Genomic DNA, 13,937 nt, shown 5'->3' with positions numbered 1-13,937 from the left:
GCCCGCTTTCAACCAACCGGAGAACCCCGTGACCGAGCCGCGGATGACGCGCGAACAGTTCGAGCGCGACGATTTCAACGATCGCTGCCTGTTCACCGGCGCACCAATCGAAGGCAAAAAGAAAGGCGAGCATGTGATCCCACGCTGGCTAATTGCGGACTACGGCCTGCAGAACCAACGAATCGAGATGGGTGACGCGGTACATCAGGCCACCATGAAGGATTTCCGGTCGCCGGCCGATCCTGTCGCCAACGGAAAATTCGGCGATCTGGAAAACAAGATCAAATGCGGCCTCGCTAGCATTGACGAATTGCATCTGTGGCAAAAAAAAATTTCCACCGGCATGGCGCTGAATCACTGGCGCATGGCCCGCAACGTCCGCCACCCCGGTGCGCCGCTTCCGTTCGACGCACGTTATCTCGCGTTCGCCCTCCAAGACTTCCGGAAGGAGTTCGGCGAGTATTTGGAGGGGCGCTACGTGCGCACGGGATCGACGCTGTGCCTGCCGACCCGCATTCCGTCCGGTTGGCTCGTCCATGCATTCGGTACTACCGTGAGAGAGCACGATGCGAGCCACGACGCGCTCCTGCCCTTTGGATTGGTGGCGCTCAGCCACTGCGGACAGCTGATCGTCTCGGTTCTATTCGACGCCAGAAGAAGATTCGAAGCCCTCCGTCTGAAACAAGAATGGTCTGCGCTGCGACTCGACGTCAGCGAATCCCCGCTGCCCATCCAGGCCGCTTTGGCTGTCGGCTTAACAGAGTGCATTACCGCAGCGAGTGAAACTGCGTTCGGCGAGCCTCCGGCATTTGATCCACTATTCGAGCATATCGCCTATCAGCTCGGCATCGAAGTCGATCCTGCAACTGCGCAGTATCGCGCGCGTGCAGCCCGCTGACACCGCGTAACACACGCGCGTGCCGAGCCATCCAGCGCCCTCTTGATATCCTGCGCCCAATCATGCCAATCCGCTTCGTGCTCCTCCCGCTGCTCGCCGCGCTTTCGTTCAATGTCCGCGCCGGCGACCTGCCGAAATCGGTCGCCGCGCAGCTACCCCCCGGCTTCCAGCCGCTGGTCGCGCATGCCGGACCCGATCTCGACAACGGGCGGCACAGCTTCCTCGTCGTCGTGCATCGGGCGGTCGATACGCGCGAGCAGCCGTCGCCGCGTCCGCTGCTGATCTTCGAGGAACAGCCGGATCACGCGTTCCGGCTCGTCGCGCGCAACGACCAGGTCGTGCTGCGCGCGAACGAAGGCGGTCAGTGCGATCCGTTCGATCCTGAAGATGCCGCCGACAATGGCTTCGCGATCAAGGGCCACTATTTCACCGTGCAGAACTTCGTCGCGTGCGGGCAGCACTGGAGCGACTACGTGACGTTCCGCTACGACCCGCGCACGCACGGGTGGCTGTTCTCGAACCAGATCGTCACGGAATCGTTCCCGCTCGACGACCAGCCCGACCACGTCACCGTCACGCGCGCCGACGCGCATCGGCCGGTGTCGTTCGGTCAATGGAAACGCAAGGACTGACGCGGCCGGTGCCACGCGCCGCGACCGGTTGCCTCGCACGCCGGCCGGCGCGGGTACGGCCGGATACCGTCACGTCCCGCCGCTCCCGCGCTCGCGAGCGCACGCCAACAGGGCTACCATGAACGCTTGCCGTCGCGCGACCGTGCGCCGGCCTCGCACGCGGCTCGCCCGCACGCGTTCCCTCGCTGCACCCGCACTGGAGGACGTCATGACGCAACACTTCGACGCGATCGTCATCGGCACCGGTCAAGCCGGGCCGCCACTCGCCGCGCGGCTGTCCGCCGCCGGGATGAAGGTCGCGATCATCGAGCGCGGCCGCTTCGGCGGCACCTGCGTGAACACCGGCTGCATCCCGACCAAGACGCTGATCGCGAGCGCGTACGCCGCGCACCTCGCGCGGCGCGCCGGCGAATACGGCGTGTCGGTCGGCGGCCCCGTCACCGTCGACATGAAAGCCGTGAAGGCGCGCAAGGACCAGATCTCCGGCCGCTCGAATCACGGCGTCGAGCAATGGGTGCGCGGCCTCGCGAACACCACCGTGTTTCAGGGTCACGCCCGCTTCGAGCAGGCCAACACGGTGCGCGTGGGCGACGACGTGCTCGAAGCGGAACGCATCTTCATCAACGTCGGCGGGCGCGCGCAGGTGCCGGCCATGCCGGGCCTCGACACGGTGCCGTACCTGACCAACTCGACGATGATGGACGTCGACTTCCTGCCCGAGCATCTCGTGATCGTCGGCGGCAGCTACATCGGGCTCGAGTTCGGCCAGATGTATCGCCGCTTCGGGTCGAAGGTCACGATCGTCGAGCAGGGTTCGCGCCTGATCCGGCGCGAGGACGAGGACGTGTCGCAGGCCGTGCGCGAGATTCTCGAAAACGAAGGGATCGACGTGCGGCTCGACGCGACCTGCCTGAGCGCGCGGCGCAACGGCAACGGCATCGCGGTCGGCCTCGACTGCGCGGGCGGCGGCCGCGAGGTCGCGGGCTCGCACCTGCTGCTCGCGGTCGGACGCGTGCCGAACACCGACGATCTCGGGCTCGACCGCGCGGGCGTCTCGACCGACGCGCGCGGCTACATCGAGGTCGACGAACAGCTGCGCACGAACGTGCCCGGCATCTGGGCGCTCGGCGACTGCAACGGGCGCGGCGCGTTCACGCACACCGCGTACAACGACTACGAGATCGTCGCGGCCAATCTGCTCGACAACGATCCGCGCAAGGTGTCCGATCGCATCGCGGCGTACGCGCTCTACGTCGATCCGCCGCTCGGCCGCGTCGGCATGACGCTCGCGCAAGCGAAACAGACCGGCCGCCGGCTGCTCGTCGGCACGCGCCCGATGACGCGCGTCGGCCGCGCGGTGGAAAAAGGCGAGAGCCTGGGTTTCATGAAGGTGATCGTCGACGCGGACAGCCACGCGATCCTCGGTGCATCGATCCTCGGCGTGACGGGCGACGAAGTCGTGCACGGGATGCTCGACGTAATGGCCGCCGGCGCGCCGTACACGACGATCAGCCGTGCGATGCATATCCACCCGACCGTGTCGGAGCTCGTGCCGACGCTGCTGCAGGATCTGCATCCGGTCGAATGACGGGCGGCGGGTGGCGGGTGGCGGCGGGTGGCGGTGGCGGCCGGCGCGCTGAAGCCGCTGATCGACCGCACGTTCGCGTTCGACGACATCGTGGAAGCGCATCGGTACATGGAAGCCGGTGCGCAGCTCGGGAAGATCGTCGTCACGGTGTGAACGATGCGAGGCGGGCGGCCGCTTGTCTGTCAACAGCGGCACACCCGCCCCCCGTTCAGCTTTCGAAATACCGCGGCCGGTCGATATCGGCCAGCAGCCCCGGTTGCGTCGGCGCCCAGTCGAGCGATGCACGCGTGCGCTCGCTCGTGGCCGGCGCATCCATCCCCGCGAACATCGCGAACCAGCCGAAGTGTTCGCCGGCTTCCGCCGCCGTTTTCGCGACGACGGGCACGTTCAGCCGCCGGCCGATCACCTCCGCGATGTCCCTGAACCGCACGCCGGTATCGTCGACCGCGTGATAGCGCGCGCCGGCCGCACCTCGCTCGATCGCGAGCCGGTACACACGCGCCGCGTCGAGCCGGTGCACGGCCGGCCAGCGGTTGTCGCCTTCGCCGACGTAGGCCGACGCGCCCTTCTCCCGCGCGAACGCGATCAGGCGCGGCACGAAAGCGTGATCCCCGTCGCCGTGTACGGACGGCGGCAGGCGCACGACCGATGCATGCACGCCGCGCGCCTCCAGCGCGACCGCGGTCGCTTCGGACGCACGCGGGTAGGTCGACGACACCGGCACGGGCGGATCGTCCTCGGTTGCCGCGCGCCCGGGTGCGACGAGCGCGAGGCCCGACGTGACGACCAGCGGCCGCGCCGAGCCCGCGAGCGTCGCACCGATCGTCTCGATCGCGCGGCGATCGAGTTCGCAGTTCTGCGCGAAGCGCGAGAAGTCGTGATTGAATCCCGTATGGATCACCGCGTCGGCGGCTTCGGCGCCGCGCGTGAGGCTGTCGAGATCCTCCAGCGACCCGCGGTGGACATCGGCGCCGGCCGCCGCGACCGACGACGCGGCCGCATCGGACCGCGCGAGGCCGAGCACCGAGTGCCCGGCAGCAATGAGTTCGGCCACGACGGCCGCGCCGACGAAGCCCGACGCTCCAGTAACAAAGACACGCATGTTCAACACCTCCGGATGGCAGGGAGGCTTACTATCTGTCGATCGCCGTGCACGGTGAAGTCGTGACGGTTTACCGGTAAACGAACCAACAGGCTATGGCTGACGCCCCCGACAACCTGCTCGGCGCATACCTTCGGGCCCGCCGCGAGAAACTCGACCCGGCCGCGCTCGGCCTGCCGGCCACGCGCCGCCGCACGCCGGGCCTGCGGCGCGAGGAAGTCGCCCAGCGCGCGCACGTGAGCACCGCGTGGTACACGTGGCTCGAACAGGGGCGCGGCGGCGCGCCGTCGGCCGACGTGCTCGACCGGCTCGCCCGCGCGCTGCTGCTGAACGACGCCGAGCGCGAGCACCTGTTCCTGATCGGCGTCGGCCACCTGCCGGAAGTGCGTTATCACGCCGCCAACCATGTGTCGCCGCGCGTGCAGCACGTGCTCGATTCGCTCGACGCGAGCCCCGCGATCGTGCGCTCGGCGACGTGGGACGTCGTCGCGTGGAACGACGCGGCAGCCGCGACGCTGACCGACTACACGACGCTGTCGCCGGAACGGCGCAACATCCTGCGGCTCATCTTCGTCGATCCCCACGTGCGCGGCGTGCAGGCGAACTGGGAACGCGTCGCGCGGTTCGCGGTGGGCGCGTTTCGCGCCGACGTCGCGCGCGGCGGTGCGACGCAGGCCGTTCAGGCTTTCGTCGACGAGATGCGCGCGGCGAGCGCGGAGTTCGACGCGCTGTGGCGCGACCACGATGTCCGCTCGCACGAGGAAGGCACCAAGGAGATCCACCATCCTGCGGTCGGGCGCATCGCGCTCGAATATTCGGCGTTCGCGGTGAACGGCCGGCCCGACCAGACGCTTGTGATCTTTACGCCGGAAACGGCGGCCGATCGCGCGCTCGTCCGGTCGCTGGTGGCCGCGCGCGCGCAAGCGCTGGCCGAGCAGATGCCCGTCGCATGACGGCGCGCGTTTAATCTGATGAACGCGCCGTCGAGCCGTCTCGCCCGCCACCGCCATCCCCCCGTCGCCCCGCGACGCCCCATCGCATTCCGCACTGATTCCCAGTCGAATATTTAATTTTCACCTGGCTTAGCGCGCGCTTACCCTTTCGGCATCGCATCACAGGGCCACCGGCCCCTCCCTGGAGCATTCCGATGTCCGACCCCGGCACCGCGCAAGCCATCCCCCGCCCGCATCCGGCTTCCGTGTCCTATGGCGCGCTCGCGCTGCTGGTGCTGGCCGGCCTCAACCTGCGTCCGTTTCTGACCGCATTCGGCCCCGTGCTCGACGTCGTGCGCGCCGACACGGGCCTCGGCTTTCGCGCGGCCGCGCTGCTGACCACGCTGCCGTTCGTGCTGATGGGTGTCGTCGCCGGGGTCGGCGTCGGGCTCGCGCGGCGCGTGGGCGAGCAGCGCGCGCTGAGCGTCGCGCTGGCGCTGATCGCGGCAGGCTGCACGGCACGCCTGTGGAGCGACGGCAGCGCGGGCCTGATCGGCACCGCGATCGTCGCGGGCGCCGGCGTCGCCGTGATCCAGGCGCTCGTGCCCGGCCTCGCGAAGCGCTGGTTCGTCGACCGGCTGCCGCTCGCGATGGGCCTCTACTCGGCCGCGCTGGTCGGCGGCGGCGCGTTCGGCGCGGTCGCGAGCCCGTGGCTCGCCGCGCAGGGCGGCTGGCATCTCGCGCTCGCCGTGTGGGCCGTGCCCGCGCTCGCCACGCTCGCGCTGTGGCGGGCGAAGGCGCCGCGCGACGCCGTGCGCGCGACGGCCGTATCGGCTCCGCTCACCGCGTTCATCCGCATTCCGCGCGCGTGGCAGCTCGCGCTGTTCTTCGGGCTCAGCAACAGCGGCTACGCCAGCCTCGTCGCGTGGCTGCCCGCGTTCTACCGCGGCATCGGCATGACTCCGCAAGCGAGCGGCAACCTGCTCGCGTGGATGGCGCTGTTCCAGGCGGCCGGCGCCCTCGCGATGCCGATGCTCGCAAAACGCTCGTCCGACCGCCGCGCCGTGCTGTGGCTCACGCTCGCGCTGCAGGCGGCCGGCTTCATCGGGTTCGCGACACTGCCCGCGCTCGCGCCGTGGCTCTGGGTCGCGAGCGTCGGCCTCGGTCTCGGCGGCTTCTTCTCGATGAGCCTGATCGTCACGCTCGACCACCTGCCCGATGCGCGGCTCGCCGGCGCACTCGCCGCGTTCGTGCAGGGCATCGGCTTCCTGACCGTCGCGGCCAGCCCCTGGCTGATCGGCTGGCTGCGCGATGCGGGCGGCGGCTTCGCGATCGCGTGGTGGATGCATCTCGGTGTGATCGCCGCGATGGCGGCACTGAACGCCGCGTTCGCGCCCGCCGGCTACCGGCACAGCATGCTGCGCATCACCGGCGCCGCCCGCTAACGCCCCTTCGAATCCGGACGTTTCGCCGGCCACTGCCGGCGCAACGTCCCGCCGCCCGCGCATGGCCGGGCGCGGGCAGTCACGCCCGACGGCCGCTGGTTCGTTTCACGACAAACAACATCAATCGGTATTGGAGACAGACATGAAAAAACTCGTCCTGGCCGCTGCGCTCGCGCTGACGGCCGGCGCCGCCGCCGCGAAAGACCCGGCGGTGCTGCGCCTCGGCGTCGACCCCAGCTACGCGCCGTTCGAATCGCTCGCGCCCGACGGCAAGCTCGTCGGCTTCGACATCGATCTCGGCAACGCGATCTGCGAACGGATGAAGGTGCGCTGCATGTGGGTCGAGAACGCGTTCGACGGGATGATCCCCGCGCTGAAGGCGCGCAAGTTCGACGGCGTGCTGTCGTCGATGAGCGTGACCGAGAAGCGCCTCGCGCAGATCGCATTCACGGACAAGATCGACAACGTGCCGCCCCGGCTCGTCGCGCGGCGCGGCTCGAACCTGCAGCCGACGCCCGAATCGCTGCAGGGCAAGAGCGTCGGCGTCGAGCAGGGTTCGACGCAGGAAACCTATGCGCGCACGTACTGGGAGCCGAAGGGCGTGATCGTCCGCACGTACCAGACACAGGATCTCGTCTACCAGGACCTGCTGTCGGGGCGGCTCGATGCGTCGCTGCAATCGTCGGTGCAGGCCGACCTCGGTTTCCTGAAAACCGCGAAGGGCGCGAACTTCGAATTCGCGGGGCCGCCGCTGCATGACCCGAAGACGCTCGGCGTGGGTTCGGCGATCGGCGTGCGCAAGGATGACGACGCGCTGCGCACGCAGATCAACCAGGCGCTGGCGAGCCTGATCCAGGACGGCACGTACCAGCGGATCGCGAAAAAGTATTTTTCGTTCGACATCTACAACTGACGGGAACGAACGGACAATGCAAAGCGGTGTCACGCATGCGTGCGCGACACCGCTTCTTCGTTGACCGAATGAGTTCGACTACGCCGCTCGCTGCAACAGGTCGGTGGCGAACGACTTCGCATGCGCGACGGCTTCCTGCGCGTCGCCGAACACACCGAGTTCATCCCAGTGTTCTTCAGCCGCGTACGTTCCCTTCACGGCGAGCGCCCGCTGAACGCTCAACTGCGCGGCGTATTTGCCATCCTGCAACGGCCGGGCCGTTGCAACCACCTTGTGCGGCGGGCTGGCGCGCTCCGGCTGAACCAGTTCGACGGCGCCGCCGGCCACGTCGACGTACATCAACTCGTTCCGGGTGTTGCAGTCCGGGCAGTGGAAGCACCACCCCGCGTCCTCTTGATGGGGCCTGACCTGCCCGCGAGCCAGCACGGCGCGGCATGCAACGTTTTCGCAGATGAACGGCATGGCAGTCTCCGAAGTTGTTTGTCGGAAATCCTAGCATGTCCGTCGGCGGTCAACCACCAGCATCGGCAGGATTGCCTTGCGGTTGATCAGGTCCGCGCGCACGCGCCCCCGGCACGGCTCGCACGCAGGTCGACCGGGCGCCCGCAAGCTGCTCGTCAGCCGGGATAAACTTTCTGCCCGATCCACGAAGCCAGCCATCCTCCATGTTGATCCGCGTTGCCACGCCGTCCGATGCCATCCCGCTTGCCGAACTGAAGCGCGACACGTTTCGCGAAACCTTTCTGCAAGACGGATTCAATATCGACTACCCGCCGCACGATCTGGCTGCGTACGAGACCCAGGCCTATTCGGTGGAAACGATCACGGGCCAGCTCAACGATCCCCGGTGCCGCACGTGGGTCGCCGAAAGCGACGACGGCCGGCTGGTGGGGTATGCGCACGCAGGGCCGTGCAAGCTCCCGCACCCGGAGGTTGACGACAGTGCGGGGGAAATCCATCAGATCTACCTTCGGCGCGGCACGCAAGGGACCGGCGCCGGGCGCGCGTTGTTCGACTCCGCGCTCGACTATCTGGCCACGGAACGCCCCGGCCCGGTGTGGCTCGGCGTGTGGTCCGGCAACGCGAAGGCCATCGCCTTCTACGAGAAGGCCGGTTTCAGGAAGGTCGGCACGTACGATTTCAAGGTCGGGGAAGCGACTGACCTGGAGTTCATCTACCGTCGCTGACCTTCGCAGCGGCATGCCGACCGAGCCGCGCCGGAGAAAGAAAAGGAGCGTCGCGCATGATCGCGCGACGCCCCTGCTTCACTTCGGCCGCCCCGTTCGGGCAGCGACGGCGATTGATGCATGACTGACCGTCAATCGGCCGGCGTCACTTGTAATTGAACGCGTCCGGGTGGTTCTCGAGGCTGCCCGTCAGTGCCGCATACAGGATCGTCCGTCCGTCGATCGATTCGCTACCGCCGCCGATATTGAGCCACGTCAGCTTCTCGGCGCCCTCCTTCGGACCGACGACCGACAGCACACCGTACATGACCTTCTTCTGCGGGTCGTACAGCACCGCGATGCGCTCCGACGCGCACCTGTGCGGCTTGCAAGCGGTCATCACGTAGACGTCGTGCCCGCCGAACACGACGGTGGTTGCCGGAGATTCGGTACCGTTCGTCACCCATGCCGGCACCGTGTGGCCTTTCTTCATCGCGGCGAACGCGTCGCTCGCCGCGCGATCGCCGGGGATCGCGCTCATCGTCCAGGTTTTCGTCGGCGCGGGGCCCGCGGCCCATGCGGCCTGGGCGAGGATCAGTGCGGCAGCGGCAAGCGGCATCCTGACGTTCATTTATCCATACTCCTATCGATGTGACGATTCCTTAGTCGTCACAAAACCGACAAGAGTTCGTCCCGTCGTGTCAATTTTTGTCAGTCAATAGTGACTCCGCCTCCACAATGTCCTCGGCTCGTCGAGCAGGTGACGCAACCCGCTGCGCTCGATCGTGAGTGCCGCGACTTCATTCACCCGTTCGAGAATCGCCTCCTCATCGACCGACAACACGCGCCGCTCCTCCATCAGCACCCTTCCGCCGACCATCGTCATGCACACGTCGGCCGCGTTCGCGAAGCACGTCACGCGATACACCGGCATGTTCATCGGCATCATGTGCGGCCGGAACAGGTCGACGAGGATGATGTCGGCGAGCTTGCCCGCTTCGAGCGAACCGACTTCGTGATCGACCGACAGCGCCTTCGCCGCGTCGATCGTCACCATCTCCAGCACCTTGCCGTGCGGCAGCACGTCCGGGTCGCGGAAATGCCGGCGGTGGTAATGCATGCACTGCCACATGTGGCGGAACATGTCGTAGCCGCGGTCGGGCGCCGCGCCGTCCGACGCGATCGCCACCGTCACGCCCGCATCGATCAGCTCGGGCACCGGGCAGCGCCCGATGATCGACATGATCGCGCTCGGGTTGTGGACGATCGCGGTGCCCGTCTCGACGCATGCCGCGATGTCGTCGTCGGTCAGGTCGATGCTGTGCGACATGAACGACGTCGGGCCGAGCAAGCCGAGCTCGCGGTGCGCGAACGCGAGCGTGCCCGCGCGGTGGCCGTCCTGCGTGAACGTCAGCCCGCGCTCGCGCGCCAGCGCGCCGTAACGCGCGGCCTGGTCGCGGAAGTCGCGCTCGTACCGCGCGAGTTCGGGGTCGTGCTCGGGCCCGTACACGGGCAGCGTGAGCGCGACGCGGATCCGGCCGCCGGCATCGCCGTGGCATTCGTCGATGATGCTTCTGCACACTGCGTACATCGTGTCGAAATCGATGTCGCGCGTGTCGCTGCCGTCCGGCGTGTGGCGCGTATAAGCACGCGGCGCGGGCGGCCGCGACGGGCCGACCGCGACGATCGAGCGCGTACCGGTGCGCACGACCGCATCGCAATGGCGCCGCGCATAGACCGGATCGTCGACGCGCATGATCGAGTTGCCGCCGCCGAGCAGCGACACGCCCGTCGTCACCCCGGCCTTCAGCCGCTCGAGCGCGGCCAGGTGCGATTCGGTCTCCCAGAACGCCTCGTCGGACGCACGCGTGTAGATCGTCTCGGCCGCGGCCGACCATGCGTCGCCGTCCGCGCCGCCGATCGTGCGCAGCATCGCGTGGCCCGCGTGCGCATGGGCATCGATCAGGCCCGGCAGCACGGCCTTGCGGCGCGCGTCGATCGTGCGTGCGGCGCGGTAGCGGGCCTGCAGTTCGTCGGTGCCGCCCACGGCGACGATCCGATCGCCTTTCACGGCAACCGCGCCATGCTCGATCACGCGCCGCTGCGGGTCCATCGTGATCACGCAACCATTCGCGATCAGCGTGTCGATCGCTTCGCGGCTGTCCGCCTGGTTGTCCTCGGTCGTCATCGCACAGTGTCCTGTTGTCGTTCGATTGATTTCATTGCCGTCCCGCCATCCAGCCGGCCAGTCGTCACGCGGAACCGACCGTCGCGGCAACCCGCGCCTTCAACCTGCGCTGCCCCGCGCTGATCACGACGAACACCACCGCATTCACCGCGAGCGCGACGAGCCCGGGGTTGATCGACGTCAGCGTGTTCGACGCGCGCGGGAACAGCGACGCGAGCGTCACGCCATAGGTGTTCGTCATCGCGATCACGATCGCGCCGGCGGCGATCCCCGCGAACGCGCCTTCGCGCGTGCCGAACGGCCGCTTCAGGAAGCTCGATGCGAGCATCGGCACGAGCTGCGTGAGCAGGCTCGACGAGAAGATCGCGAGCGTGACGAACGTCGCGCCGCCGCGCAGCACGAAGTAGACGACCACGAGCGTGAAGATCGGCAGCGCGATCCGCGCGACGCGCGTCACCTCGCGGTCGGTCGCGTTCGGCGCGAAACCTTCGCGGTAGATGTTGCGTGCGATCGTCGTCGACGCGTTCAGCATGATCAGCGAACCCGGCACCAGCGCGGTCAGCAGGCCCGTGCCGCCGACGATGCCGACGAACCAGGCGGGGAACGTCTGCTTCACGAGGCGCAGCAGCGCGAGATCGGCCTGCGCGCCTTCGAGCCCGTGCACGGTCATCACGGCCGCGAAGCCGACGAGGAACAGGAACGCGATCAGCACCTGGTACAGCGGCATCAGGATCACGTTGCGGCGCAGCGCGCGCTCGTCCTTCGCGACGTAGATCGCGGTGAAGCCGTGCGGATACAGGTAGTAGCCGAGCGACGTGAGCAGGATCGTCGAGTTGTACCAACTCAGGTTGAAGCCGTGCGCGGGCATGCGCAAAAGTTCGGGATGCGCGGCGTCGAGCTTCGCGAACATCGCGCCGAGGCCGCCGTAGTAATGCATCGGCAGGTACAGCCCGAGGAAGATCGCGATCGCGAGGATCAGCACGTCCTTGAAGATCGCGATGCTCGCCGAGCCGTGGATGCCCGACACGACCATGTACACGGCCATCAGCGTCGCGGCGATCCAGATCGCGGCCGCTTGCGGAATCAGCCCGTACGACATCTCCGACACGATCACGCCGAGCCCGCGCAACTGGATCATCAGCAGCGACACCATCGCGAACACCGCGACGACCGACACCAGCACGCCGATCGCGCGGCTGTCGTACTTCGCCGCGAAGTAGTCGGCGAACGACACGAGCCCACGCGCCTTCGCGTAACGCCAGATCGCCGGCAGCATCCAGTAGCCGATCACGAACGCGAGGCAGCCATACGACAGGATGTAGAACGCGGGCACGCCCTTGCTGTAGGTCCAGCCGCTCGCGCCGAGGAACGAGAACGTCGAGAACGCCTCGCCGGCCATCAGCAGGAACGTGAGCAGCGAGCCGAAGCCGCGCCCGCCGACGGCCCACTGCTCGAGCGTGAGCTTGCGGCCGCGGCGCGCCATCACGCCGATCGCGAGCGCGAACACGGCGAACGCCGCGATGATGAGGATCGATGCGTTCATCGCGCGTCTCCCGGGCGGCCGGCACGGGCCGCAGCGCGTTCAGCGCTTTCAGCGCGTTCATCGAGATGGAACAGGATCGCGAGGATCGCGGCGGTGGCCGCCATCCAGACCAGGTTCCAGACGAGCAGGAACGGCAGCCCGAACAGCAGCGGCCGCACCTCGGCGAGCGAGCCGCCCGCATACATTCCGACGAACGGCAACGCCGCCAGCAACAGTTTGAGTTTCATGAGTGCCTCCTCCGGAAGACGCGCGTATGCGTCAGAACATCAGAACTTCTGGCGGATGCCGACCACCACCGCCACCTGCGACGTCGTCGACGACGCGCTGTCGGTGCCGTCGATCCACGCCTGGCCGACACCCGACGACGCCTTCTGGTAGAAGCCGTTCACGTACACGTCGGTGCGCTTGGACAGCAGGTACTGCACGCCGGCCGATACCTGGTGGTAGTGACCGCTGTCGCTGGCGCGCGCGACCTGCGCATAGGTGTAGCCGGCCGCGGCCATCAGCGCCGGCGTGATCAGGTAGCGCAGGCTGCCTTCGTAGTTGTTGAAGCGCAGCGCACCGCCCGTCGCCTGCCCGAAGTTCGAGCCCGTGTACAGCAGGCCGAGCGTGGCCGGCCCGATCGCGTAGCTGCCGCCCGCGCCCCAGATCTGCTGGCGGATCGCGTTCCCGAGGCTCGCGCCGAACACCGATGCCGACGCCGGATAGTAGTTGTCCGAAGCAACGGCGCCGCTCGCGCTGACCGCCGGATGGTTCACGCGCGCATACGCGGCGCCCGCGTTGAGCGGCCCGTTCACGTACGTGACGCCCGCGCTCCAGCTGTTGTCGTTCGCGAAGCCGGTCGAGTTCGAGAAGCCGTACACGAGATTCGCCTGCAGGCCCGCGATCGTCGGCGACACGTACTTCACCGCGTTGTTGGTGCGGAACGTGTTGTTGATGTCGTCGTTGTCGAACGGATGCGTCGAGTACTGCGCGAGGAAGCTGCTCATCTGCAGCGAGCCGAGGATGTCCTGCGTCGAGTTGTACTGGCGGCCGAGCGTCACCGCGCCCCAGTTCGCGCCGCTCAGGCCGACCCACGCCGAACGCCCGAACATCCGGCTGCCCTGCCCGAGCGCGCCGTTCGCGACGTTGAAGCCGTTCTCGAGACGGAAGTTCGCCTTCAGGCCGCCGCCGAGATCCTCGGTGCCGATCAAGCCCCAGCGCGGGCCCGATTCGTTGCCGCCGGTGAATTGCCACAATGCATGGCCCTTCGCGTTGTTCGTGTAGGTCACGCCCGCGTCGACGATCCCGTACAGCGTCACCGTCGACTGCGCGTGCGCGGCGCCGGCAAACAGCATGGCCACGGCTGTGCCCACGCCCGCGGCGCCCGTCTTCCCACCTTTGATTCGTACCATCTCCGTCTTCTCCGCTCCAAACCTGTTCATCGATGTGTTGTGTTTTTTTTGATCCTGCCCATACGCCCGATCAGGTTGTATAGACAGTGGCTGGATGGTATCCAGCCGCAATCGCATCAAGAAATGAAATGTTCAA

At 67.7% G+C, this 13,937-nt stretch carries 14 protein-coding genes and 1 pseudogene; 8 read left to right on the top strand and 7 right to left on the bottom strand.

From position 1 onward, the window contains the following. Positions 1 to 28: 28 nt before the first annotated feature. The 4 genes and pseudogenes from LGM89_RS07485 to LGM89_RS07470 form a co-directional block, all read left to right on the top strand. Positions 29 to 898 carry a hypothetical protein gene (locus LGM89_RS07485; RefSeq protein WP_226272738.1) on the top strand — a complete coding sequence of 290 codons (870 nt, stop codon included), beginning with the start codon at positions 29 to 31 and terminating at the stop codon, positions 896 to 898. Positions 899 to 960: 62 nt separating this feature from the next. After that, positions 961 to 1,530 carry a hypothetical protein gene (locus LGM89_RS07480; RefSeq protein WP_089497577.1) on the top strand — a complete coding sequence of 190 codons (570 nt, stop codon included), beginning with the start codon at positions 961 to 963 and terminating at the stop codon, positions 1,528 to 1,530. A gap of 208 nt (positions 1,531 to 1,738) precedes the next feature. After that, entirely contained in the window at positions 1,739 to 3,118 is a 1,380-nt protein-coding gene (locus tag LGM89_RS07475; RefSeq protein ID WP_226272737.1) for an FAD-containing oxidoreductase, read from the top strand. A 33-nt stretch (positions 3,119 to 3,151) separates the two neighbouring features. Next, positions 3,152 to 3,271, top strand: a pseudogene (locus LGM89_RS07470) (zinc-binding dehydrogenase); the annotation flags it as partial. A 55-nt stretch (positions 3,272 to 3,326) separates the two neighbouring features. On the opposite strand, the gene LGM89_RS07465 reads toward LGM89_RS07470, so the two are convergent. Then, positions 3,327 to 4,220, bottom strand: coding sequence for an SDR family oxidoreductase (locus LGM89_RS07465; RefSeq protein ID WP_226272736.1), 894 nt, complete (start codon positions 4,218 to 4,220; stop codon positions 3,327 to 3,329). A 95-nt stretch (positions 4,221 to 4,315) separates the two neighbouring features. Between LGM89_RS07465 and LGM89_RS07460 the strand changes: the two genes are divergently transcribed. The 3 genes from LGM89_RS07460 to LGM89_RS07450 all read left to right on the top strand — a co-directional run bounded on the left by LGM89_RS07460 (position 4,316) and on the right by LGM89_RS07450 (position 7,510). Next, the gene (locus tag LGM89_RS07460; RefSeq protein WP_226272735.1) at positions 4,316 to 5,173 is read left to right on the top strand and encodes a helix-turn-helix transcriptional regulator; all 858 of its coding nucleotides are present in this window, start codon (positions 4,316 to 4,318) and stop codon (positions 5,171 to 5,173) included. Positions 5,174 to 5,367: 194 nt separating this feature from the next. Then, a complete protein-coding gene (locus LGM89_RS07455) occupies positions 5,368 to 6,597 on the top strand; it encodes a cyanate transporter (protein ID WP_226272734.1) in 1,230 nt (409 codons plus the stop codon). Between the two features lie 142 nt (positions 6,598 to 6,739). Further along, positions 6,740 to 7,510, top strand: coding sequence for an ABC transporter substrate-binding protein (locus LGM89_RS07450; RefSeq protein WP_226272733.1), 771 nt, complete (start codon positions 6,740 to 6,742; stop codon positions 7,508 to 7,510). Between the two features lie 78 nt (positions 7,511 to 7,588). Here the strand turns inward: LGM89_RS07450 and LGM89_RS07445 are convergent, their stop codons facing one another. Further along, positions 7,589 to 7,972, bottom strand: coding sequence for a hypothetical protein (locus LGM89_RS07445; protein WP_089457688.1), 384 nt, complete (start codon positions 7,970 to 7,972; stop codon positions 7,589 to 7,591). Positions 7,973 to 8,175: 203 nt separating this feature from the next. On the opposite strand from LGM89_RS07445, the gene LGM89_RS07440 reads away from it, so the two are divergent. Beyond that, positions 8,176 to 8,697, top strand: coding sequence for a GNAT family N-acetyltransferase (locus LGM89_RS07440; RefSeq protein ID WP_089497584.1), 522 nt, complete (start codon positions 8,176 to 8,178; stop codon positions 8,695 to 8,697). Positions 8,698 to 8,842: 145 nt separating this feature from the next. On the opposite strand, the gene LGM89_RS07435 is transcribed toward LGM89_RS07440, so the two are convergent. The 5 genes from LGM89_RS07435 to LGM89_RS07415 form a co-directional block, all read right to left on the bottom strand. Beyond that, positions 8,843 to 9,307, bottom strand: a complete 465-nt coding sequence (locus LGM89_RS07435; RefSeq protein WP_226272732.1) for an Ivy family C-type lysozyme inhibitor — start codon at positions 9,305 to 9,307, stop codon at positions 8,843 to 8,845. 84 nt (positions 9,308 to 9,391) lie between these two features. Further along, a complete protein-coding gene (locus tag LGM89_RS07430; RefSeq protein WP_226272731.1) occupies positions 9,392 to 10,864 on the bottom strand; it encodes an amidohydrolase family protein in 1,473 nt (490 codons plus the stop codon). A gap of 64 nt (positions 10,865 to 10,928) precedes the next feature. After that, positions 10,929 to 12,407 carry a sodium:solute symporter family protein gene (locus LGM89_RS07425; protein ID WP_226272730.1) on the bottom strand — a complete coding sequence of 493 codons (1,479 nt, stop codon included), beginning with the start codon at positions 12,405 to 12,407 and terminating at the stop codon, positions 10,929 to 10,931. Beyond that, positions 12,404 to 12,634 (bottom strand): DUF3311 domain-containing protein, encoded by a 231-nt coding sequence (locus LGM89_RS07420; protein WP_226272729.1) that lies wholly within the window; start codon positions 12,632 to 12,634, stop codon positions 12,404 to 12,406. The genes LGM89_RS07425 and LGM89_RS07420 overlap by 4 nt, the downstream gene beginning before the upstream one ends. A 39-nt stretch (positions 12,635 to 12,673) precedes the next feature. Further along, positions 12,674 to 13,801 (bottom strand): porin, encoded by a 1,128-nt coding sequence (locus tag LGM89_RS07415; protein WP_413227461.1) that lies wholly within the window; start codon positions 13,799 to 13,801, stop codon positions 12,674 to 12,676. Positions 13,802 to 13,937 lie beyond the last annotated feature (136 nt).

It is taken from the genome of Burkholderia sp. AU31624, from assembly GCF_020420065.1.
Lineage (GTDB): Bacteria > Pseudomonadota > Gammaproteobacteria > Burkholderiales > Burkholderiaceae > Burkholderia.
The sequence above is the reverse complement of the archived record's forward strand: the minus strand, read 5'-3'. Positions and strand labels throughout refer to the sequence as shown.

Bases quoted from the DNA above. Each gene is read 5' to 3' on its own strand.
- LGM89_RS07450 (WP_226272733.1), top strand. From the start codon at position 6,740: ATGAAAAAACTCGTCCTGGCCGCTGCGCTCGCGCTGACGGCCGGCGCC.
- LGM89_RS07415 (WP_413227461.1), bottom strand. From the start codon at position 13,801: ATGGTACGAATCAAAGGTGGGAAGACGGGCGCCGCGGGCGTGGGCACA.
- LGM89_RS07440 (WP_089497584.1), top strand. From the start codon at position 8,176: ATGTTGATCCGCGTTGCCACGCCGTCCGATGCCATCCCGCTTGCCGAA.
- LGM89_RS07430 (WP_226272731.1), bottom strand. From the start codon at position 10,864: ATGACGACCGAGGACAACCAGGCGGACAGCCGCGAAGCGATCGACACG.
- LGM89_RS07435 (WP_226272732.1), bottom strand. From the start codon at position 9,307: ATGAACGTCAGGATGCCGCTTGCCGCTGCCGCACTGATCCTCGCCCAG.
- LGM89_RS07445 (WP_089457688.1), bottom strand. From the start codon at position 7,972: ATGCCGTTCATCTGCGAAAACGTTGCATGCCGCGCCGTGCTGGCTCGC.
- LGM89_RS07460 (WP_226272735.1), top strand. From the start codon at position 4,316: ATGGCTGACGCCCCCGACAACCTGCTCGGCGCATACCTTCGGGCCCGC.
- LGM89_RS07465 (WP_226272736.1), bottom strand. From the start codon at position 4,220: ATGCGTGTCTTTGTTACTGGAGCGTCGGGCTTCGTCGGCGCGGCCGTC.
- LGM89_RS07455 (WP_226272734.1), top strand. From the start codon at position 5,368: ATGTCCGACCCCGGCACCGCGCAAGCCATCCCCCGCCCGCATCCGGCT.
- LGM89_RS07480 (WP_089497577.1), top strand. From the start codon at position 961: ATGCCAATCCGCTTCGTGCTCCTCCCGCTGCTCGCCGCGCTTTCGTTC.
- LGM89_RS07425 (WP_226272730.1), bottom strand. From the start codon at position 12,407: ATGAACGCATCGATCCTCATCATCGCGGCGTTCGCCGTGTTCGCGCTC.
- LGM89_RS07420 (WP_226272729.1), bottom strand. From the start codon at position 12,634: ATGAAACTCAAACTGTTGCTGGCGGCGTTGCCGTTCGTCGGAATGTAT.
- LGM89_RS07475 (WP_226272737.1), top strand. From the start codon at position 1,739: ATGACGCAACACTTCGACGCGATCGTCATCGGCACCGGTCAAGCCGGG.